The 18,994-nt window shown below is 63.6% G+C and carries 18 protein-coding genes; 7 read left to right on the top strand and 11 right to left on the bottom strand.

Annotated features, from left to right (window positions below; all coding sequences use genetic code 11):
- Positions 1 to 33 precede the first annotated feature (33 nt).
- Positions 34 to 1,449 (bottom strand): type I glutamate--ammonia ligase, encoded by a 1,416-nt coding sequence (glnA, locus tag ACSQ3S_RS07715; RefSeq protein WP_176655536.1) that lies wholly within the window; start codon positions 1,447 to 1,449, stop codon positions 34 to 36.
- 310 nt (positions 1,450 to 1,759) lie between these two features.
- On the opposite strand from glnA, the gene ACSQ3S_RS07710 reads away from it, so the two are divergent.
- The gene (locus ACSQ3S_RS07710; protein WP_413449490.1) at positions 1,760 to 2,218 is read left to right on the top strand and encodes a rhodanese-like domain-containing protein; all 459 of its coding nucleotides are present in this window, start codon (positions 1,760 to 1,762) and stop codon (positions 2,216 to 2,218) included.
- 100 nt (positions 2,219 to 2,318) lie between these two features.
- On the opposite strand, the gene ACSQ3S_RS07705 is transcribed toward ACSQ3S_RS07710, so the two are convergent.
- The 7 genes from ACSQ3S_RS07705 to ACSQ3S_RS07675 form a co-directional block, all read right to left on the bottom strand.
- A complete protein-coding gene (locus tag ACSQ3S_RS07705) occupies positions 2,319 to 3,683 on the bottom strand; it encodes a TAXI family TRAP transporter solute-binding subunit (protein WP_436142024.1) in 1,365 nt (454 codons plus the stop codon).
- Between the two features lie 159 nt (positions 3,684 to 3,842).
- Positions 3,843 to 6,959 carry a transglycosylase domain-containing protein gene (locus ACSQ3S_RS07700; protein WP_436145000.1) on the bottom strand — a complete coding sequence of 1,039 codons (3,117 nt, stop codon included), beginning with the start codon at positions 6,957 to 6,959 and terminating at the stop codon, positions 3,843 to 3,845.
- A gap of 353 nt (positions 6,960 to 7,312) precedes the next feature.
- Positions 7,313 to 8,098 (bottom strand): competence/damage-inducible protein A, encoded by a 786-nt coding sequence (locus tag ACSQ3S_RS07695; protein WP_436142023.1) that lies wholly within the window; start codon positions 8,096 to 8,098, stop codon positions 7,313 to 7,315.
- A 9-nt stretch (positions 8,099 to 8,107) separates the two neighbouring features.
- On the bottom strand, positions 8,108 to 8,929 hold the full coding sequence (locus ACSQ3S_RS07690; protein ID WP_176655532.1) for an EI24 domain-containing protein: 822 nt from the start codon (positions 8,927 to 8,929) through the stop codon (positions 8,108 to 8,110).
- A complete protein-coding gene (locus ACSQ3S_RS07685) occupies positions 8,929 to 9,924 on the bottom strand; it encodes a sterol desaturase family protein (RefSeq protein WP_353400151.1) in 996 nt (331 codons plus the stop codon). The genes ACSQ3S_RS07690 and ACSQ3S_RS07685 overlap by 1 nt, the downstream gene beginning before the upstream one ends.
- A complete protein-coding gene (locus ACSQ3S_RS07680; RefSeq protein WP_436142022.1) occupies positions 9,921 to 10,961 on the bottom strand; it encodes a polysaccharide deacetylase family protein in 1,041 nt (346 codons plus the stop codon). The genes ACSQ3S_RS07685 and ACSQ3S_RS07680 overlap by 4 nt, the downstream gene beginning before the upstream one ends.
- Positions 10,961 to 11,932 (bottom strand): cytochrome D1 domain-containing protein, encoded by a 972-nt coding sequence (locus ACSQ3S_RS07675; RefSeq protein WP_176655530.1) that lies wholly within the window; start codon positions 11,930 to 11,932, stop codon positions 10,961 to 10,963. Before ACSQ3S_RS07675 ends, ACSQ3S_RS07680 begins: the two co-directional genes overlap by 1 nt.
- Before the next feature lie 151 nt (positions 11,933 to 12,083).
- Between ACSQ3S_RS07675 and ACSQ3S_RS07670 the strand changes: the two genes are divergently transcribed.
- Positions 12,084 to 12,440, top strand: a complete 357-nt coding sequence (locus ACSQ3S_RS07670) for an FKBP-type peptidyl-prolyl cis-trans isomerase (RefSeq protein ID WP_176655529.1) — start codon at positions 12,084 to 12,086, stop codon at positions 12,438 to 12,440.
- A 9-nt stretch (positions 12,441 to 12,449) separates the two neighbouring features.
- Here ACSQ3S_RS07670 and ACSQ3S_RS07665 read toward each other — a convergent pair whose 3' ends face one another.
- On the bottom strand, positions 12,450 to 13,220 hold the full coding sequence (locus ACSQ3S_RS07665; RefSeq protein WP_436142021.1) for a hypothetical protein: 771 nt from the start codon (positions 13,218 to 13,220) through the stop codon (positions 12,450 to 12,452).
- Between the two features lie 203 nt (positions 13,221 to 13,423).
- Here ACSQ3S_RS07665 and ACSQ3S_RS07660 point away from each other — a divergent pair, with 203 nt between their 5' ends.
- A complete protein-coding gene (locus tag ACSQ3S_RS07660) occupies positions 13,424 to 13,711 on the top strand; it encodes an HU family DNA-binding protein (protein WP_090316135.1) in 288 nt (95 codons plus the stop codon).
- Positions 13,712 to 13,900: 189 nt separating this feature from the next.
- The gene (locus ACSQ3S_RS07655; RefSeq protein WP_176655665.1) at positions 13,901 to 14,152 is read left to right on the top strand and encodes an acyl-CoA-binding protein; all 252 of its coding nucleotides are present in this window, start codon (positions 13,901 to 13,903) and stop codon (positions 14,150 to 14,152) included.
- A gap of 95 nt (positions 14,153 to 14,247) precedes the next feature.
- Here the strand turns inward: ACSQ3S_RS07655 and ACSQ3S_RS07650 are convergent, their stop codons facing one another.
- Entirely contained in the window at positions 14,248 to 14,523 is a 276-nt protein-coding gene (locus ACSQ3S_RS07650; protein WP_176654507.1) for a polyhydroxyalkanoic acid system family protein, read from the bottom strand.
- 49 nt (positions 14,524 to 14,572) lie between these two features.
- Positions 14,573 to 15,763 (bottom strand): citrate transporter, encoded by a 1,191-nt coding sequence (locus ACSQ3S_RS07645; RefSeq protein ID WP_436142020.1) that lies wholly within the window; start codon positions 15,761 to 15,763, stop codon positions 14,573 to 14,575.
- 153 nt (positions 15,764 to 15,916) lie between these two features.
- On the opposite strand from ACSQ3S_RS07645, the gene fdxA reads away from it, so the two are divergent.
- The 3 genes from fdxA to ACSQ3S_RS07630 all read left to right on the top strand — a co-directional run bounded on the left by fdxA (position 15,917) and on the right by ACSQ3S_RS07630 (position 18,845).
- A complete protein-coding gene (gene fdxA / locus ACSQ3S_RS07640) occupies positions 15,917 to 16,240 on the top strand; it encodes a ferredoxin FdxA (RefSeq protein WP_436142019.1) in 324 nt (107 codons plus the stop codon).
- 89 nt (positions 16,241 to 16,329) lie between these two features.
- On the top strand, positions 16,330 to 17,397 hold the full coding sequence (locus ACSQ3S_RS07635; protein WP_413446918.1) for an NAD(P)/FAD-dependent oxidoreductase: 1,068 nt from the start codon (positions 16,330 to 16,332) through the stop codon (positions 17,395 to 17,397).
- 212 nt (positions 17,398 to 17,609) lie between these two features.
- A complete protein-coding gene (locus ACSQ3S_RS07630) occupies positions 17,610 to 18,845 on the top strand; it encodes a polyhydroxyalkanoate depolymerase (protein WP_353400135.1) in 1,236 nt (411 codons plus the stop codon).
- Positions 18,846 to 18,994 lie beyond the last annotated feature (149 nt).

The following is an 18,994-nucleotide window of genomic DNA, read 5'->3' as shown; positions in this document are numbered from 1 at the left end:
GGCTACAAGCGCCTGCAACAGAGGCGCGTTGTATTACAGCGAGTAGTACATGTCGAACTCGGCAGGGTGAGTCGTCATGCGCATGCGCTGGACGTCCTGCATTTTCAGTTCGATGTAGGCGTCGATCATGGAATCGCTGAACACGCCGCCACGGGTCAGGAACTCGCGGTCTTTGTTCAGGTGATCCAGTGCCTCTTCCAGCGACGAGCACACGGTTGGGATCAGCGCGTCTTCTTCCGGCGGCAGGTGGTACAGATCTTTCGATGCTGCCTCGCCCGGGTGGATCTTGTTGGCGATACCGTCCAGACCAGCCATCAGCAGTGCTGCGAAGCACAGATAGACGTTGGCCAGTGGATCCGGGAAGCGGGTTTCGATACGGCGGCCTTTTGGATTGGCGACGTGTGGAATACGGATCGAAGCCGAACGGTTACGGGCCGAGTACGCCAGTTTGACTGGCGCTTCGAAGCCTGGAACCAGACGCTTGTACGAGTTGGTGCCTGGGTTGGTGATCGCGTTCAGCGCCTTGGCGTGCTTGATGATGCCGCCGATGTAGTACAGCGCGGTTTCCGACAGGCCGGCATAGCCGTCGCCGGCGAACAGGTTGACGCCGTCTTTCCAGATCGACTGGTGCACGTGCATGCCCGAACCGTTGTCGCCAACGATAGGCTTAGGCATGAAGGTGGCGGTCTTGCCATAGCTGTGGGCCACGTTCCAGACCACGTATTTCAGGTTCTGGGTCCAGTCGGCGCGCTCGACCAGGGTCGAGAACTTGGTGCCGATTTCGTTCTGGCCGGCGCCGGCCACTTCGTGGTGGTGCACTTCGACCGGGATGCCCAGCGATTCCAGGATCAGGCACATTTCCGAACGCATGTCCTGGAAGCTGTCGACTGGTGGCACTGGGAAGTAGCCGCCCTTGACGGTAGGACGATGGCCGCTGTTGCCGCCTTCGATTTCCTTGTCGGTCGACCACGACGCTTCGTCGGAATCGATCTTGACGAAGCAGCCGGACATGTCGATCTTCCAGCGCACGCTGTCGAAGATGAAGAACTCTGGCTCAGGGCCGAAGTAGGCGGTGTCGCCCATGCCGGACGATTTCAGGTAGGCTTCAGCGCGCTTGGCGATGGAGCGTGGATCGCGGTCGTAACCCTTGCCGTCCGACGGTTCGATCACGTCGCACTGCATGAACAGGGTGGTTTCTTCCATGAACGGGTCGATGTTCGCGGTGTTTGGATCTGGCAGCAGTATCATGTCCGATGCTTCGATGCCCTTCCAGCCGGCGATCGAGGAACCGTCGAATGCGTGACCCGATTCGAACTTGTCGATGTCGAAGTGCGACACAGGCACGGTTACGTGCTGTTCTTTACCACGGGTGTCGGCGAAACGGAAATCAACGAATTTGACTTCGTTTTCCTGGACCATTTTCAGAACTTCTGCGGCTGTCATTGCCATGCGTATCTCCTAAAGGAATGTGGGACTCGTGCGCTCTAATAAGCAGTATCCGTGCCAGCCTGAAACTCATATTAATATGCCGATAGCATCTTTGAACTTGCTGGTAAAAGAATCTAAAATCGGCCAGCAGATCGAAATGCCTATATTTGCGGCAGATCAACATAGCACCAACTCAGTGCACTTCTCAAATATTGCACCTATTTTGTGCGCATTGGGAATTTTTCTAAAAACTGCACAACTTTGGTGCGTGTGTGTATCGGGCTTGAACAGGAAGCCTATAATAAACTTAATCTTATTTCTGGAACATGACATGAGCACGATAGACGATATTCTCGCGCTGGCGCGCAGCCGCAGCAAGGACTGGCCCTATGCCGGCGCGGTCACGCCGCAGGAGGCGTATGAGCTGGTCAGTGCCGACAACGCCGTCAAGCTGGTCGATGTGCGCACCAATGCCGAGCGCGACTGGGTCGGACGGGTCACCATACCGGAAGCCCAACATGGTGCGGTGCAGTGGAGCACCTATCCGGGCGGGAATGCCAACCACGAGTTCATCGAGCAGCTGAACTCGGTGGCCCGCAAGGACCAGGTGCTGCTGTTCCTGTGCCGCTCCGGCGTCCGTTCGCGCAACGCCGCCAAGCTGGCCACCGAGCACGGCTACCAGCACTGCTACGATATCCTGGAAGGCTTCGAGGGCGACAAGGACGAGCACGGCCACCGCAAGAACGTCAACGGCTGGTGCAAGGCCGGTTTGCCGTGGACCGGAGCATAACCTTCGCCGTCATTCCCGCGAAAGCGGGAATCCATGCTGAGGCACACACGGATGCGTTCTATGGATTCCCGCCAGCGCGGGAATGACGGCGGGGTGCGGATTAGACCGGCACCGCGTCGGCCACAACGGGCGACGCTTCGCCCATCAGGAACTGGATGCGCTTGCGCACGAACTGTATGTGGCTGCGCAAGCCATACAAGCCATCGGCAAAGGACAGCGGGATCGATACCTGGTTGACCAGCTCCTCGATCTCGTTGAGGCGCTTGAGCTGCTCCTCGTAGACCTGCATGCGCGTCTCCTCCTGCGCCTCCTCCACCCTTTGCTCCACCGCGCGCAGCTGGCCGTACCAGCGGTACACGCGCGAGCGGATGCGCCACACGTACAGCGGCGGCACCACCTTGGACAGCGGCAGTATCAGCGCGCCCAGCGCCACCACCACGACCCACATGCGGTCGAAGAAATTGGCCAGCCAGAAGGTCATGTAACGCTGCAGCAGCGGCGGGCCGCTCTTGTAGAACTTGGCCGCCTCCGAATCGACCGGAATCTCGGTGTACTTGGCCGACGGGAACTGCCCCTGCTGCGAGAACCAGCCGGCGCCGCCGTGGATGCTGCTGGCCGCCTGCACGAACAAATCCACCAGCGCCGGATGCAGGTCGTCGCGCGCGACCAGCGTGGCGGTCGGCGCGATCAGGTTGTAGTCCTCGGACGGGATATCGCGGCCCAGGTCGACGATCCCCTGCGGCAGCACCACGTGGCTCAGGAACGGCAGCTTGCGCGCGTAGGCCTCGGCCTGGGTGAAGTTGAACAGCTTGATGCCCGGCGTTTGCAGCAGCATCTGGATCAGCGGCGCCTCCGGCGCGGAGGTGAACACCAGGCCGTCGATGCGGCCTTCCAGCAGCTCCACCGTGGCCGGCGTGTTGGCCAGCGAGAAGCGCTCGACTTCGCCCTTCTCGACGCCGTTCAGCTCCAGCACCTGGCGCAGCAGGCGCGGCGAGCCGGCGCCTTTCGGGCCGTAGTTGATCTTCATGCCCCTCAGCTGGCTCAACTGGGTGATGGGCTTCTTGCCCTTGGTTTCGCGCAGGAACAGCCACAGCGGCTCGACAAACAGGCTGCCCAGCGAGGTCAGGCCTTCGCGCTCGGCGGCCTCCTCGTTGGTGGAGCCGCTCTGGACGAAGGCGATGTCGACCTGGCCGGCCTTCAGCAGCTTGAGGTTTTCGCTGGAGCCGGCGGACGGCATCAGCGTCACCTTGACGCCGTGCTTGGCCAACGCGGCCGCGTATTTCTTGCCGAATTCCTCGTAGGCGCTGTTTTCCTGGCCGGTGGCCAGGCGCACCGTGCGCGGCGGCGCCGGGTCAACCAGCCAGTAGGCCAGCAGGCAGACGCCGGCGATCAGCGCAATGGTGGGGGCGGCGGCGACAAACAAGTCCCGCATCGAGAATTGCGTGAACTTGAGGATTTTGGACATGTGATGGCGCATAGGTTTCATGGGCTGATACATTGCCAACAAATGAGCAACTATGCAAGGGAATCCGGGGTCAGATCCGACATTTGGACACGAGCTCTGCCGTAACGGCCGTTACGGCAGAGCTCGTGTCCAAATGTCGGATCTGACCCCGGATTTAGATCAGCCGCCGCAGGCCTGCAGCGGCGGTTTCACGACTGCGGGCACTTCTCCCCCGGCTTTCGCGACCAACGCCACGGTGGCGGGCTTCGCCACCGGATTGGGTTCGATCAGCGGCATCAGGCTCGGCGCCAGCACCACCAGCAGCTGCACCGGCAGCGCGCTGGTGAAGTCGTAGTGCTTCGATTCCGGCCCGTGCACGTAGGCCGTCATCGAACCGAAGAAGCGCTCGCCGATATTGAACACGAACGTGGCCGACCGGTTCACATAGCGCGACTCGATCAGCCGCCCGCCGCCGCCGTACACGTCGAAGCGCTGGTCGCCGGTGCCGGTCTTGCCGCCGACCGGAATCACCTTGCCGTCCGATCCGACGAAGGCCATGCGCGCCCGCTTGGCCGTGCCGTCCGACACCACGCCGCGGATCGCATCGGCCACCACCCGCGCCACCTCGGGCGACAGCACCTGCTCATTGGCGGTCGGCTTGCCCTTGGTGACCACCGTTTCATACGGCGTGTCCTTGGCGAAGTGCAGCGAGCTGATGCGCTGGCTGCTCTTGCGCACGCCGCCGTTGACGATGATCCCCATCAGCTCGGCCAGCGCGGCCGGACGGTCTGCCGACGCGCCCAAGGTGGTCGCATACGAGGGCACCAGCGACTCGAACGGATAGCCCATCTTCTTCCACTGCTTGTGGATTTCCATGAAGCCCTCGACCTCGAGCAGCCCGGCGATGCGCTTGTCCTGCGCGTGCTTGTGGTGGGTCTTGAACAGCCACTGGTAGACCTCCTGCCGCTCCTTCTCGCTGGCCGCCGTCATCTGCGACAAGGTCGCGCCAGGGTGCAGGCGCATATAGGCCGCCATCCACAGTTCCAGCGGGTGCACGCTGGCCAGGTAGCCGCGATCGGCCAGCGACCATTTGTCGATCGAATACTGGTCGTACAGCTTGGCCACGCGCTCTTCCGGCACTTCGTTCTGCGACGGCAGGTTGTCCTTCAGGAAGGCCGCGAACTGCTCCTGGCTGGCCTGCGGATACACGGTGCGGTGGATCACCGCCAGCCGCACCGGCGTGCTGCGGATGTTGGCCAGCAGGATCTTGTCCAGTTCGCCTTCCGGCTTGCCCTTGTACTTGGCGTAGAAGCGGCCGAGGAATTCCTTGCCTTCCTTGTCGGCGAAGCGGGCCAGGTACTGCGCGCGGCGCGGATCGTCCGAGTCGGCCAGCAGCGAGGCCGACGAGCCCGGCGTCTGGAACATGTAGAACTTGGCCACGTCGCGCATCAGGCGCACGAACACCAGGTTGGTCGAATGGCGCAGCGCCTCGGTCACCGTCAGGATCTTGCCGTTGTCTTCCTTGGAGAAGTTGCCGAAGTGGTGCAGGCCGCCGCCGGTGAAGAAGCCTTCGCCGGGATTGCCCGAATACTTGCGCTCCATGGCCGCGTTCAGCATCGGCGTCAGCTCGCGCCCGCCCTTCTCGATCGGCAGCGCCTTGAAGTAGTCCAGCGCCCACAGCGACAGCTTGTCCTGCGGATCAACCGTCACCTTGCCCAGCGCGGCCGCGTCCATGCCGGCGTACTTCTTGTGCATCTGGTCCATGATGTCCAGGTAGGTCACCAGCGTGCGCAGCTTGGCGGTCGAGCCCAGGTCCAGCTTGGCGCCTTCGTTGATGTCCAGCGGCTGGTCGAAGTTGTCGGTCTGCAGGCGCAGCAGATTGTTCTGCTCACCCTTTTCCAGCAAGGTGAAGCTGTACACCACGTTGGCCGGATCGCCGTTGCCCAGCATGCCCTTGCCGGTCAGGCCGGCGGCCTTGGCCTTCTCCGGATCGCGCAGGTCGCGCAGCACCTGCGTGACGGCGGTCTGCGCCTGCGCGTCGAGCGTGCTGACCACGCTCAGGTCGAGGCGGTCCAGGTTGTACATGCGGTTGTCGCCCAGCAGGTTGGCCAGGTGGTTGCGGATCGCGTTCGACGCCTTGCGGCTGACGAAGGTCATCGCCGGCGCCGACTGCAGGCCGTTGCCGGTGGCCGGATGCAGCTTCTGCTGCAAGGCCATGTCGCGCATCGCCGGCGTGATCACGCCGTCGGTGGCGAGGATGCGCAGGTGGCTGTTGGCCAGGATTTCCAGGTCCTCGGCGCCGTCGCCCAGGTAGTAGCTGGGGCGGCGCTGCGCGATCATCAGGCTCAGCGCCTCCTTGAAGGTCAGCGCGGTTTCGGCGTCCGGGTTGTCGAGCTTGCCGGCCAGCAGGCGGTTGACGTCGGCGAACTGGCGGCCGTACCACACCCACATGCCGTCGCCGATGCCGTTCACTTCGCCGTAGCCGGGCTTGGCCGACAGCGGCACCGTGTTCAGGTAGTCGAGCACGATGCGGCGGCGCGCCTTGGTCGTGTCCGGACCGTCCTGGTAGGAGCGCAGGCTGGCCGAGACCATCTGCTGCAGCTTGTCCTTCATCGAGCCGGTGCGGCCTTCCGGCGAGTGGCGGTATTTTTCGATCTGCGTGGCCAGCGTGCTGCCGCCCGCCGCGCGATGGCCGCCGGCCACCGAGCTGACGCTCTTCTCGATCACCGCCTTGCCCAGGCGGTCCCATTCGACGGCCGGATTACGCGTCGGATACTTGGTGTCCAGCAGCTCGCGGTTCTCGATGAACAACAGGCTGTTGATCAAGGCCATCGGCGCCTGTTCGAACCTGGTGTAGATGCGTTCCGGATAGCTGGCGGCAAACAGTTCCTGCGCGCGGCAGTCGACGATGGTCAGGCCGGTCTTGGTCTTTTCGCGATAGGTGGCGAACACGCCCATGTCGGCCAGCTCGGCCATCTTCGGCGAGATGCGGACCTGCGCGCTGACCTGGTAGTCGCGCTGGCTGAGCTTGCCCAGGTAGTCCGGCAGGCCGGCGTAGCCGAGGCGCTCGTCGTACGGGCTGTCTTTCGGGAAGCGGATCGACTTGCTGGCGCCCGGCTCCATCTTGTACGTCATCTTGCCGACCAGGTCGGTGAACACGCGCGCCTGCATGCTGGAGGTACGGGTTTCCTGTACCCCCCAGTAGACGGCAAACGATACGCCGATCAGCAGCACCAGCAGGAAGGCGTTGCGCGAACGCTTGCTCTTCGGTGCCGACGGCGGTGGCGGCGCGTCCATCTGGGCATGGGCCAGATGCGCTTCGGTTTGTTCGGGAGTGGGCGCAGGCACGACATGCAGATGCCGCTTGTTGCGATAGCCAAAAGCCGCGGCGCCTGCGCGCAATTTGCGCACTGCGCGGACTACGATACGGGGCCGGCGGAAACGACGATTGCTTAACATATGATTCAAACCGGTCAGCTGTTTCAGTAAAACGTACTTGGATGCTTCCACTCCATTGCACCACATCGGAGCCGTGCCAGCGGGCGAAGACGCACAATAATTTTACTGCGCCGTTTGTTTTTCGCAAAAAAACAACGGCGTTCTCTCCGAGGGAGGAACGCCGTCTACGCCCGATTGATAACAACCAAGCACTAACTGTTGCTGAACTCTACATTGAGTTTCTTCAGTTCCGCGCACAGGTACTCGAACGCCTCGGCCGTCTGCACCGGTTCGCCCTTGACGCCCAGCTCGATATGGCGGCGCCGCCTGGCGTCGCCCACGCTCGGCAGGCTGAACACCTTCACCCGCGCGAACCGCGCTTCGATCGCCACCATCAGCGGCGTCAGCGCCGACTCGGCCGCCTCGTACACGAACACCGATTGCTCGCTGTGCGGCTCGCGGTTGAACAGGTCGGCGTAATGGTGGTCCAGCACCCACTCGATCATCGGCCACGCCATCACCGGGAAGCCCGGCACGAAATAGTGCTTGTGCAGCGCGAAGCCGGCGATGTTGTTGTACGGATTGGGGATCAGCGCCGCGCCTTCGGCAAACTCGGCCATCTTGAGGCGGTGCAGGTTCTCGGCCGAGTTCAGGTCCGCCGGCTGGCCGGCCTCCTGGCCCATCTGCAGGATGCGCTGCTGGATGTTGATCTTGCCCTGCTCGTGCATCACCAACGGCAGGCCCAGCGCGTCGGCGGCGGCCTGGCGCGTGTGGTCGTCCGGCGTGGCGCCGATGCCGCCGCAGCAGAACACGATGTCGTCGCTGGCGAAGGTGCGCTTCAAGGTGGCGGTGATGCGCTGCGGATCGTCGGCCAGGATTTCAGCCCAGCCCAGTTGCAGGCCGCGCGCCGCCAGCAGTTGCAAGACCTTGGGGAAGTGTTGATCGACGCGCCTGCCGGACAGGATTTCGTCGCCGATGATGATGAGTCCGATCGCCATGGTTTCCTTTCAGATGGTGATTTCTTTGACCTCGACCGCGTCGGCGCGCAGGCGCGCCAGCGCATCGAGGCAATAATACGCAAACCACAGGCCGGTGAAGATAAAGATCAGCACATACAGCCAGATCGAGATCGCCGCCAGGAACGGGAACAGCACCACCGCCATCACGCCGCCCAGCCAGATCGCGCCCGGCAAGGCGCCGGCCGCGCCGGAGACGATGCCGATGACCAGCAGCCGCCAGCGGTGCTCGGCCAGGATCTGGCGGCGCTCGTCGGCGCTGGCGTAGTCGGCCAGCGCATCGTAGACCATCACCCGCGTCGTCAGCCAGCCCCACAGGCAGGCCTGCACCGCCACCGCCAGCGGCGGGAAGGCGTACAGCGGCAAGGTCACGATCCACAGGCCGATGAAGATCGCCATGCCGCCCAGCGCCACGCCGGCGCTGCCCAGCAGGGTGCCGCCCTTGCGCTGCTCCAGCTGCGGATAGTGGCGGCGGCCGACGTGGCGGCCGATCAGCGGCATCGCCACCACGCCGATGAAGACCAGCGCCGTCAGTATCATCAGCGGCAGCAGCAACAGCATGGCGATCAGCGGCACGACGACGGTTTTCAAGGCGCCCAGCCCAAGCGAGCTGAGCAGACTACCGCTGCGGGCGAAGCCGTCGTGCTCGGTGAACAGCAGGTGCAGCCAGTCGACCAGCGGCTGCAGGCCCAGGTACAGCAGCACCGCCCACACGCCGACCGCCAGCAGGAACGGAACCACACTCATCGCCAGCATCCTGCCGTGCCATTGCGACAGGAAGGCGCGACCCCAGGAGCGTAATACATTTGTCATCAGACCACATCCTTGCGTGCGTATTCAACCATGCGCTTGAGCGCCAGCCAGTGCTGCGACCAGAAGCCCCTGCCGTAGTCGCGGCCCGGCGCGACCACGCCGTCGGCGCCGGTCCGCGGCAGCTGGTCGCGGATGCCGGTGGCTTCGAACCGCGGCGTGAAATTAGCGGTGCGGAAGATGATATCCCATACCGGCAGCAGCACGGCGAAATTGCAGCCGCCCAGCGTTCCCTTGCCATGCGATTCGTGGCCGACGCCGATCGCGTGGTGCAGGCGGTGGTAGCGCGGCGACACCAGCAGCCATTCGCCGACGCGGCCGAAATGGATGCGCACGTTGGCGTGCTGCAGGCTTTGCAGGATGCGCGACACCGACACCAGCATCACGTACTGCGACGGTTCGACGCCGATGCACAGTGCGATGACGCCCATGTAGACGTCGCGCAGCAGGTCGTCGAGCAGGTGGTTGCGGTTGTCGCTCCACAAATTCATGTTCTGCTGGCTGTGGTGCAGGCCGTGCAGCGCCCACCACCAGTTGAACTGGTGCGAGGCGCGGTGGTACCAGTAATCGAAGAAGTCCAGCACGACGAAATACACCAGGAAGCTGCCCAGGGGACTGATGCCTGGCCACAGCGATTCGAGGTTGAACGGCTGGAAGCTCTCGAAGCGCAGCGCGGCGGCCACGCTGTCCATCAGCGGGTCGAGCGTGAAGAAGATCAGCACCGAGAACAGGCCGACGCGGTGCAGCACCGTGTAGATGAAGTCGTTCCAGCGCGCGCGCGGGTCGTTGAACTTGTGCACCGGGATCATCGCCTCCAGCGGGCGCAGCACCAGGAACAGCAGCAACAGCTCCAGCACGCCGATCAGCAGCCACTCGGTGCCTTCGAACGCCTCCTCGATAAATTCGCCGAAGCCGAGCTGGAACACCAGCGGCTGTATCGCCGTCTCGAACAACCAGCCTTGGGCGGCGCCCAGCCAGTCGGAAAATAATTGCATCATTGGTGCTTGGAATTCGTCTTGAATGAGGCGCGATAGCCCGGGTGCTCGCGCAGCGTGGCGAAGCAATAGCCTTTTTGCTCCAGGCCGCTGATCAACGGTTCCAGGTTGGCCGGCGCCCACGCATCCTTGCGCGACCAGATGCCCATGTGGGCAAGGAAGATGTCGCCGTCCCGCAAGTCGCGCAGGGACTTTTGCAGCAATACCGCATTCGGGTAGGCGGTGCTGGAAAACTCGTCGCCGGAGAGGCCGGCCGGCGCCCAGCCGACGTGGGCGTAGCCGCAGGACTTGGCCACCTCCAGCGCATGGGGCGTGGTGCGGCCGGCCGGAGCGCGCCAGATCGGGTCCAGGTGCCGGCCGGTCAGCTCGGCGAAGCGCTGGTCGACGCGCTTGATTTCCTCGCAATACTGGTCCGGCGTGAAGGTACGGACCTTGCCGGCCTGCGCGCCGAAGCCCGGCTTGGCCAGGATGGCGCCGCCGGCGCCGTCCTTGACCAGCACGTCGTGGTCGAAGGTGTGCGAGCCGAACACATGGCCTTCGGCGACGCGGGCCTTCCAGTAGGCCGACCACGACGGGTCCAGCGAATAATCGCCCTTGACGGTTTTTTCATTGGCCAGGAAGAAGGTGGCCTTGATCTTGTGGCGGTTCAGCGTGTCGGCGATCAGCTCGGCCTGGGACTGGCTGCCGGTGTCGAAGGTCAGGTAAATCGTGCCCTTGCAGGCCGCGCGCGGCGCGGCCGACTCGGTCTTCGCGGCGGCGATGGCGGACGCCGTCGCCAGCGCCGGCTTGGCGCCGGCCGGCGACACGGTGCTTGCCGCGCCGGTGCTTGCAGCGGCGGCGGCGGCCATGCCGGCCGCCTTGGCCTCCGCCGCGCGCCGCGCCGGACCGTTGAGGTTGCGGGCATGGGCGTTGGCGGCGCGGGCCGCGTCGTTCAGTTCGCGCGCGTCGCTGTTGGCAGCCTTGGCCGGGTCGGCCGCCATGGCCGCCGGCGAAACAGCGAGCGCCAGCGCCAGCAGGGTCGGGGCGGCAGCGCTGTTCATCACATGCGCTGGGCCGAGTTGAAGAAGAACACGCCGTGCGGCGAACGCCCCACCGGTATCAGCTTGGTGACCTTGCGGGTGGCCAGGTCGATCACGGCCACTTTCTTGATCCAGCGCAGGGTGACCCACATGGTCTTGCCGTCGGCGGTGATTTCCATGCAGTCCGGGCCGCCCGGCACGTTGATCTGGCCGACGTTTTCCAGCGTCTTCTGGTCGATGATGTTGATCGAATTGGAGACCCGGTTCGACACATAGGTCAGGCGGCCGTCGCCGGCGGCGCGGAAGTTGTGCGCGCCCTGGCCGGTCTTGATGCGCTTGACGGTCTTCTGGGTTTTCCAGTCGATCACCTCGACGTAGTCGCTGCCCATGATGCCGACCAGCAGGTGTTTGTCGTCCGGCGTCATGGCGATGCCGGCCGGCAGTTTACCGACCGACATGGTCCACTTGACGGCCTGCGTGCCCAGGTCGATGGCGCTGATCTGGTCGCTGCCCTGCTGGGTGATGAACACCATGTTGCTGGCGGCGTTGAACGCCATGTGGCTGGGCAGCTTGGCCAGCGGGATGCGCTTGGCCAGGGTCAGGTTGGCGCCGTCGTACTTGTACAGGTCGACGCGGTCCAGCCGCAGCGAGTTCGACACGAACCACTTCTGGTCCGGCGAAAAGCCGATCTGGTAGGGGTCGAGGATATCCTTGATGGTGCGCTGGACCTGGCCGCTTTTCGGATCGAGGAAGATCAGTTCGTTGCCGACCGAGCTGGCGACGATCAGGGACTTGTTGTCCGGCGTGGCCATCAGGTGGTGCGGCTCCTTCCCGACCGGGAAGGTGGAGAGGTCTTTGTAGGTGTCCTGGTCCAGCAGCTGCACGGTGGCGTCACGCGAATTAAGGACCACCACCACGTTGGCCTGCGCGCTGCCGATCGCGGAGATGGCGCAGACACAGGAAAGGACGATACGGCGGAAACTGCAGAGCATGAAAAATCGCTTGAAAGAGCAAAACGTTTATTTTACGTGCAAACCGAACCGTTACGAGACAAAAGCGGACAATTATTCCCGTGCCGGGGGCCCAGCTGCGCGCCCTGCTACAATTCAGGGCTGTCTTTAACGTATCCATAGAAGGAAAATCATGACCACCATCACCACCGAATCCGGCCTGCAGTACATCGAACTGACCGTGGGCGAAGGCGCCGAAGCCAAAGCCGGTCAAAACGTCACCGTGCACTACACCGGCTGGCTGCGCAACGACGACGGCACCAAGGGCCCGAAATTTGACTCCAGCAAGGACCGCAACGATCCGTTCGAATTCGCGCTGGGCGCCGGCATGGTCATCCAGGGCTGGGACCAGGGCGTGCAAGGCATGAAGATCGGCGGCGTGCGCCAGCTGATCATCCCGGCCGAGCTGGGCTACGGCTCGCGCGGCGCCGGCGGCGTGATTCCGCCAAACGCAACCTTGATCTTCGACGTCGAACTGCTGGGCGTCTAAACGGCAGGCTTAGCGCTGCCAATTACGGCGCAGCGCTTCCAGCTCGGCCCTGGTGTCGAGCATGCCGCCGACGATGCGCTGGTCGATCGCCTCCAGCAGCGCCGTCGGCATCTCGGTGCCGGCCGCGCGGTAGGCGCCCATGGCCGGCAGCGGCCGCGCACTCTGCACCAGCACCGGTATCCGCCACTCGTCATTGGCGCGGCAGGCGATCCCCACCAGATCCTGACTCAGGCCGACCAGCGTGAAGCTGCGGCAGTAGCCGCCCTCGTTCGACAAAAAACTCAGACCGACCCGCACATCGCCTTCGGACGGCACGGCGCCGCCCATCTGCTGGCTCAAGCTCGTGGCCAGCTTGCCCTGCGCGACCAGCATGCCGTTGCGGCTGGCCACCGCGGTCGGCGCCATCGCCGGCTCGCTGAACCAGCCCGGCTGCCAATGCGCCAGGCCGAACTTGCCGGCCGCCAGGCCGAGCACCATCACCAGCGCCAGGGCGCCCCATTCCGGCCAGCCCCAATGGCGCCGCGCCGCCTTGCGCGCGGCTTGCTGCGCCGCGGCGCGGCTGGCCCGCACGTCGGCCAGCTGCACCACGTTGGGCGCGCGCCGCGCGCGCAGGCCGGACGGCGCCTGGTCGGCAAACACCTCGTCGCGCGCGGCCCGCAGGCGCGCCACCCGCCGCGCGATGCTGCCGTCGCCGCGCATGGCGGCTTCGACGGCGAGGCGGGTCGCGTCGTCCAGGTCGCCGTCGGCGTAGGCTATCAAGGTCTCGTCTGAAAAGGTCATGGTCCTGTCCTCAGTCGTCCCATCATAAACCTTTTTCAGCGCGGACGCGGGTTCGGAAAAACCGGGTATCGCCTGTAAATACAGGGGTTTTATTGCGGTGCAGCGTGGCGCGGCAGCTACTGTAAGGGCTACTTCGAACAGAAACCATTACATTTGACAATATTTATGCTAATCTGCGCGCTCTAATAACCAAGGAGGTAGTAATGAAAAAAGGCGAATTGATTGCAGAATTTGCGAAACGCACCGAGATGTCAGCTGCTGCCGCCAACGGTGCAGTGAACACTCTGATCGCCATCGTGACTGAGCGTCTGAAAAAAGGCGACACGGTCGGCATCACCGGCTTCGGCACCTTCTCCGTTGCCAAGCGTGCTGCACGCAAAGGCCGCAATCCTGCAACCGGCGAAGCGATCAAGATCGCTGCGTCGAAAACTCCTAAATTCTCGGCTGGCGCGACCCTGAAGTCGGCAGTCAACCCGACGAAAAAGAAGTAATCGCAGGAACTCCCGGCACGCGGCGTTCGCGCCGCAGTGCCAGTGCCCGCGAGGGCACCGGAAACGGCGGCGCATGCCAGGTCCACGACCTGACATGTCCGCCGTTCTGTTTTTGAGTAAGCCCTCTAGCGGTTTTTCCTGCGGCCGGGGTTATGATGGCGCATCCCCATTCTGACCCAAGGAGAAATGATGAGTTTAGAAGAGCAATTCGCGCAGGCCCAGCTCGATTCCAAGAACCTGCCCGAGCGTCCGGACAACATGACGCTGCTGAAGATTTACGCGCTGTTCAAGCAAGCCTCGGCCGGCGACGCCACCGGCGACCGTCCAGGCATGACCGACTTCGTCGGCCGCGCCAAGTTCGACGCCTGGGCCGCGCTGAAAGGCACGTCGCTGGACGAAGCCAGGCAGCAGTACATCGACCTGATCGAAGAGCTGAAGTAAAAACCCGGGGTCAGATCTGAAAATTGGACACGACCTCTGCCGTAGCAGCTGCTACGGCAGAGGTCGTGTCCAATTTTCAGATCTGACCCCGGATTTCAGGCGAAGACCTTACGCATTTTCTCGGCCACCTTGGCCTCGATCTGCGACGAGAACGCGCCGTACAGGAAGCCCAGCGCGATCTGCAACTGCGCTTCGCTCGGGCGCAGCGCCAGCGAGCCGTTGACGCCGCTGCGCTCGAAGCGCAGCACGTCGCCGTCCCAGCGGCATTCCAGTTCGAATTGTTCGGCCAGCTTGTCGGCCACCTGCTGCGCTGCCGCGCGGGCCTGCTCCGGCGCCAGGCTGTGCGCCTGGACGATGTTGATGTCAGCCATCCGGCTTCCTCTGTGAATTAAGCAAAGGCGACATGATGCCAGTTGCGCCTCAGGCGCGCCAGCCCAGCAGCGCCAGCATGGCGAAAAATCCGGCCACGTAGGCCAGCGGCACATGCCAGCCCTGGCGCAGCCAGCGCCCGACCGAGCGCGATTCCGGGTACATGCCGCTCAGCGCCACCCCGGCCGACGAGCCGAACCAGATCATCGAACCGCCGAAGCCCACCGCGTAGGCGACAAAACCCCAGTCGAAACCGCCCTGCCGCAGCGCCAGCGCCGTCAGCGGGATGTTGTCGAACACGGCCGAGACGAAACCGATGCCCAGCGCGATCGGCCACGACGCCGGCGGCAGCGCCTCGACCGGCATCATCGACGCCGACCACACCAGCGCCAGCAGGAACACGGCGCCGCGCAGCGCGCCCGGCAGTTCGCTCCAGTCGGGCCGGCGCAGCGCGGCGCTCAGCAGCAGCGCCAGCCACACCGCCGCGCCGACCAGCGGAAAGGCCGCGCCCAGCGCCGGCCAGTACAAACTCGACAACAAATTGGCGGCGATCGCCGCCAGCAGCACCAGCGCCACGATGCCCAGCCGGGTCCAGTCGACGCGGACGCCCGGCGGCGCATCCTTGACGATCGGCGACCAGGCCTGCTGCTGCAGCGCGGCCGGCACCGCGCACACGGCCAGCGCCACCACCGCCGCCACGTAGGCGTGCAGCACCTGGCCCGGCGCCACGCCGGCCAGCCACATCATGGTGGTGGTGGTGTCGCCGACCACGCTGCCGGAGCCGCCGGCGTTGGAGGCGGCGACGATGGCCGCCAGGTAGCCCACGTGCACGCAGCCGCGGAACACGCTGCGCGCCACGGTGCCGCCGATGATGGCGGCGGCGATATTGTCGAGGAAGCTGGAGGTGAGGAACACCAGCACCAGCAGCATCAGCGGCCCCTTCCAGTCGTCCGGCATGTAGTGCGGCAGGACGGCGGGCACCTGGCTCCTTTCAAAATGCCTGGCCAGCAGCGCAAAACCCAGCAGCAGGCCCAGCAGGTTGGCCAGTCCCACCCACTCGCGCCCCGCGTGCGCCAGCAGGCCCGCCATGCCGGCGCCTTCGGCAAACGGCGAGAACAACACTTTATAGACGCTGATCACCAAGGCCCCGGCCAGCGCGCTCACCATGGTGCTCACGCGGCCGAACGCCACTATGCCCAGGACGGCGGCGAACAGGAAAAATTCCAGCGGCATGGCGCTCATGCACTCTCCATTACGAATTTGCTTATATGTATTGTATATAAGCGCAATTTGTGAGAAATAGCGAATTACCTTAAAATACAGTGCTTTGCTGAGGTTAGCCGGGCCATCCCACCGCCGCCGACGCTGCAGCACACCAACATTGATAGGACTGTTATGACCCACGTTGTCACCGAATCTTGCATCAGCTGCCGTTACACGGATTGCGTCGATGTTTGCCCGGTAGATTGTTTCCGCCAAGGCCCGAACTTCCTCGCCATCGATCCCGACGAGTGCATCGACTGCGCCGTCTGCGTGGCCGAATGCCCGGTCAATGCGATTTTCGCCGAGGAAGATGTGCCGGGCGACCAGCAGCAATTCATCAAAATCAACATCGACCTGGCGCGCAACTGGCCTTCGATCACCAAGACGATCCCGCCTCTGCCGGAAGCGGATCAGTTCAAGGACGTCAAAGAAAAACTGCACCTGCTGGTACGCTAAGACCCTCCCGTCTGGCAGGCGGCACCGGGCAGCGCGTCGAGCGAGCACCAGTGTTGCCTAACCACTATTGAAATAACAGGAATCCAAGTATGAATAGCACTGTCACCCCAACTGGCGTCATCGAAGCCGATGCCGTCATCATCGGCGCCGGCCCGGTCGGCCTGTTCCAGGTCTTCGAACTGGGCCTGCTGGAAATCAAAGCCCACGTGATCGATTCGCTGGGCGCCGTGGGCGGACAGTGCGTGGAACTGTATCCGGACAAGCCGATCTACGACATCCCTGCCGTGCCGTCGTGCACCGGCCAGGAATTGACCGACAACCTGCTCAAGCAGATCGAGCCGTTCGAGCCGACCTTCCACCTGGGCCAGGAAGTGACCAAGGTCGAGCGCCGCGACGACGGCCGCTTCGACGTGGAAACCAGCGCCGGCACCCGCTTCATCACCAAGACCATCTTCATCGCCGCCGGCGTCGGCTCGTTCCAGGCGCGCACGCTGAAGGTCGACGGCATCGAAGTGTTCGAAGGCTCGCAGCTGCACTACAAGGTCAAGGATCCGGCCCAGTTCGAAGGCAAGAACCTGGTCATCTGCGGCGGCGGCGACTCCGCGCTGGACTGGGCGCTGAACTTCGTCGGCAAGGCCGAGTCGGTGGTGCTGCTGCACCGCCGCGAAGACTTCCGCGCCGCACCGGCCTCGGTGGCCAAGATGAAAGCGCTGTGCGACGACTACGAAATGCAGCTGATCATCGGCCAGGCCACCGGCCATGAAGTCGATGCCGACGGCAAGCTGTCGCAGCTGAAGGTCACCGGCGCCGACGGCGTCACCCGCCGCGTGCCGCTGGACATGCTGCTGGTGTTCTTCGGCCTGTCGCCGAAGCTGGGTCCGATCGCCGAATGGGGCCTGGACATCGAGCGCCGCCAGCTGAAGGTGCAAAACACCGAGAAGTTCGAGACCAACGTGCCGGGCATCTTCGCCGTGGGCGACATCAATACCTATCCGGGCAAGAAAAAACTGATCCTGTCGGGCTTCCACGAAGCAGCGCTGGCGGCCTTCGGCGCGGCGCCCTACATCTTCCCGGACAAGAAGATCCACATGCAATACACCACCACCTCGCCCAAGCTGCACAAGGTGCTCGGCGTGGAAACCCCGGTCTTCGATTAAGCACATTAGCAACTGTCCTACACAAAAGCAGCGGAAACGCTGCTTTTTTTATTGGTTCGGCAGTATTATTGTTTGACATGCAGCGCGTTGTGGATAACACGTACGCTTGCTCAGCGGTATTTTGGAATGCTTTACGTCACCAACAAATATTCTATAATTGGCTTATGATGTAAACATTGGTGCACCGCACCAAGTCTCGACCGGGAATACATATGCTCTACCAACTGCACGAAATGCAACGCTCATTCCTGACGCCCCTGATGCAATGGGCTGACGCGTCCTCCAAACTGTTCACCAACCCCGTCTCGCCGCTGGCCCACACGCCGTTCGCGCAACGGATCGCCGCCGGCTACGAACTGATGTACCGGCTGGGCAAGGATTACGAAAAACCGGCGTTTGAAATCGACAGTACCGACGTCAAGGGCGAGACTGTCGGCATCATCGAGCAGGTGGTCGTCAACAAGCCGTTCTGCCGCCTGATCCATTTCAAGAAGGACCTGGACGCCAAACAGACCAAGGCGCTGAACCAGCCGACCGTGCTGCTGGTGGCGCCGCTGTCCGGCCACCACTCGACGCTGCTGCGCGACACCGTGCGCGGCCTGCTGCACGAGCATGACGTCTTCATCACCGACTGGACCGACGCGCGCATGGTGCCGCTGTCGGAGGGCGCGTTCCACCTGGACGACTACGTCTTCTACGTGCAGGACTTCATCCGCGCGCTCGGCCCCGACGTGCACGTGATCTCCGTCTGCCAGCCCACCGTGCCGGTGCTGGCGGCGATCTCGCTGATGGCGACGGAAAAAGACCCCAAGCTGCCGAAGACCATGACCATGATGGGCGGCCCGATCGACCCGCGCCGCTCGCCGACGCAGGTCAACAACCTGGCCACCGAAAAGAAATTCTCGTGGTTTGAAAACACCGTGATCTACGCGGTGCCGCCGAACTACCCGGCCTTTGGCCGCAAGGTCTACCCCGGTTTCCTGCAGCACGCCGGCTTCATCGCGATGAACCCGGGCCGCCACGCGCAGAGCCACCGCGAGTTCTACATGCACCTGGTCGAAGGCGACGAGGAAACGGCGGAAAGCCACCGCAGGTTCTACGACGAATACAACGCCGTGCTGGACATGCCGGCCGAGTACTACCTGGACACCATCAAGACCGTGTTCCAGGACTTCGCGCTGCCCAAGGGCACGTGGAAGATCGGCGGCAAGCTGGTGCGTCCGCAGGACATCACCACGGTGGCGCTGTTCACCGTCGAAGGCGAGCTGGACGACATCTCCGGCGCCGGCCAGACCCAGGCCGCGCATGACCTGTGCAGCGGCATTCCGGCCGACATGCAGCAGGACTTCGTGGCGCCAGGCGCCGGCCACTACGGCATCTTCTCCGGCCGCCGCTGGCGCGAAATGGTGTGCCCGAAGATCACCGAGTTCATCAAGAAGCACGGCTGAGTCCAGCCCCTCCTCCCCGCCTCATCCTAAAGGGCCCATGTGTTGCATGGGCCCTTTATGTTTTTCACCAAGCGCATAATAATTTTTCGCAGATAGCGCTTCCAGCGGCATCGCGTAATCGGCGCGTCACACGGCATCCCTAGTCTGTA

The organism is Duganella sp. LjRoot269 (assembly GCF_964254095.1).
In the GTDB taxonomy this organism is placed as follows: Bacteria; Pseudomonadota; Gammaproteobacteria; order Burkholderiales; family Burkholderiaceae_D; genus Rugamonas; species Rugamonas hordei.
Note: the sequence above shows the minus strand (reverse complement) of the source record. Positions and strands in the feature narration are given on the sequence as shown.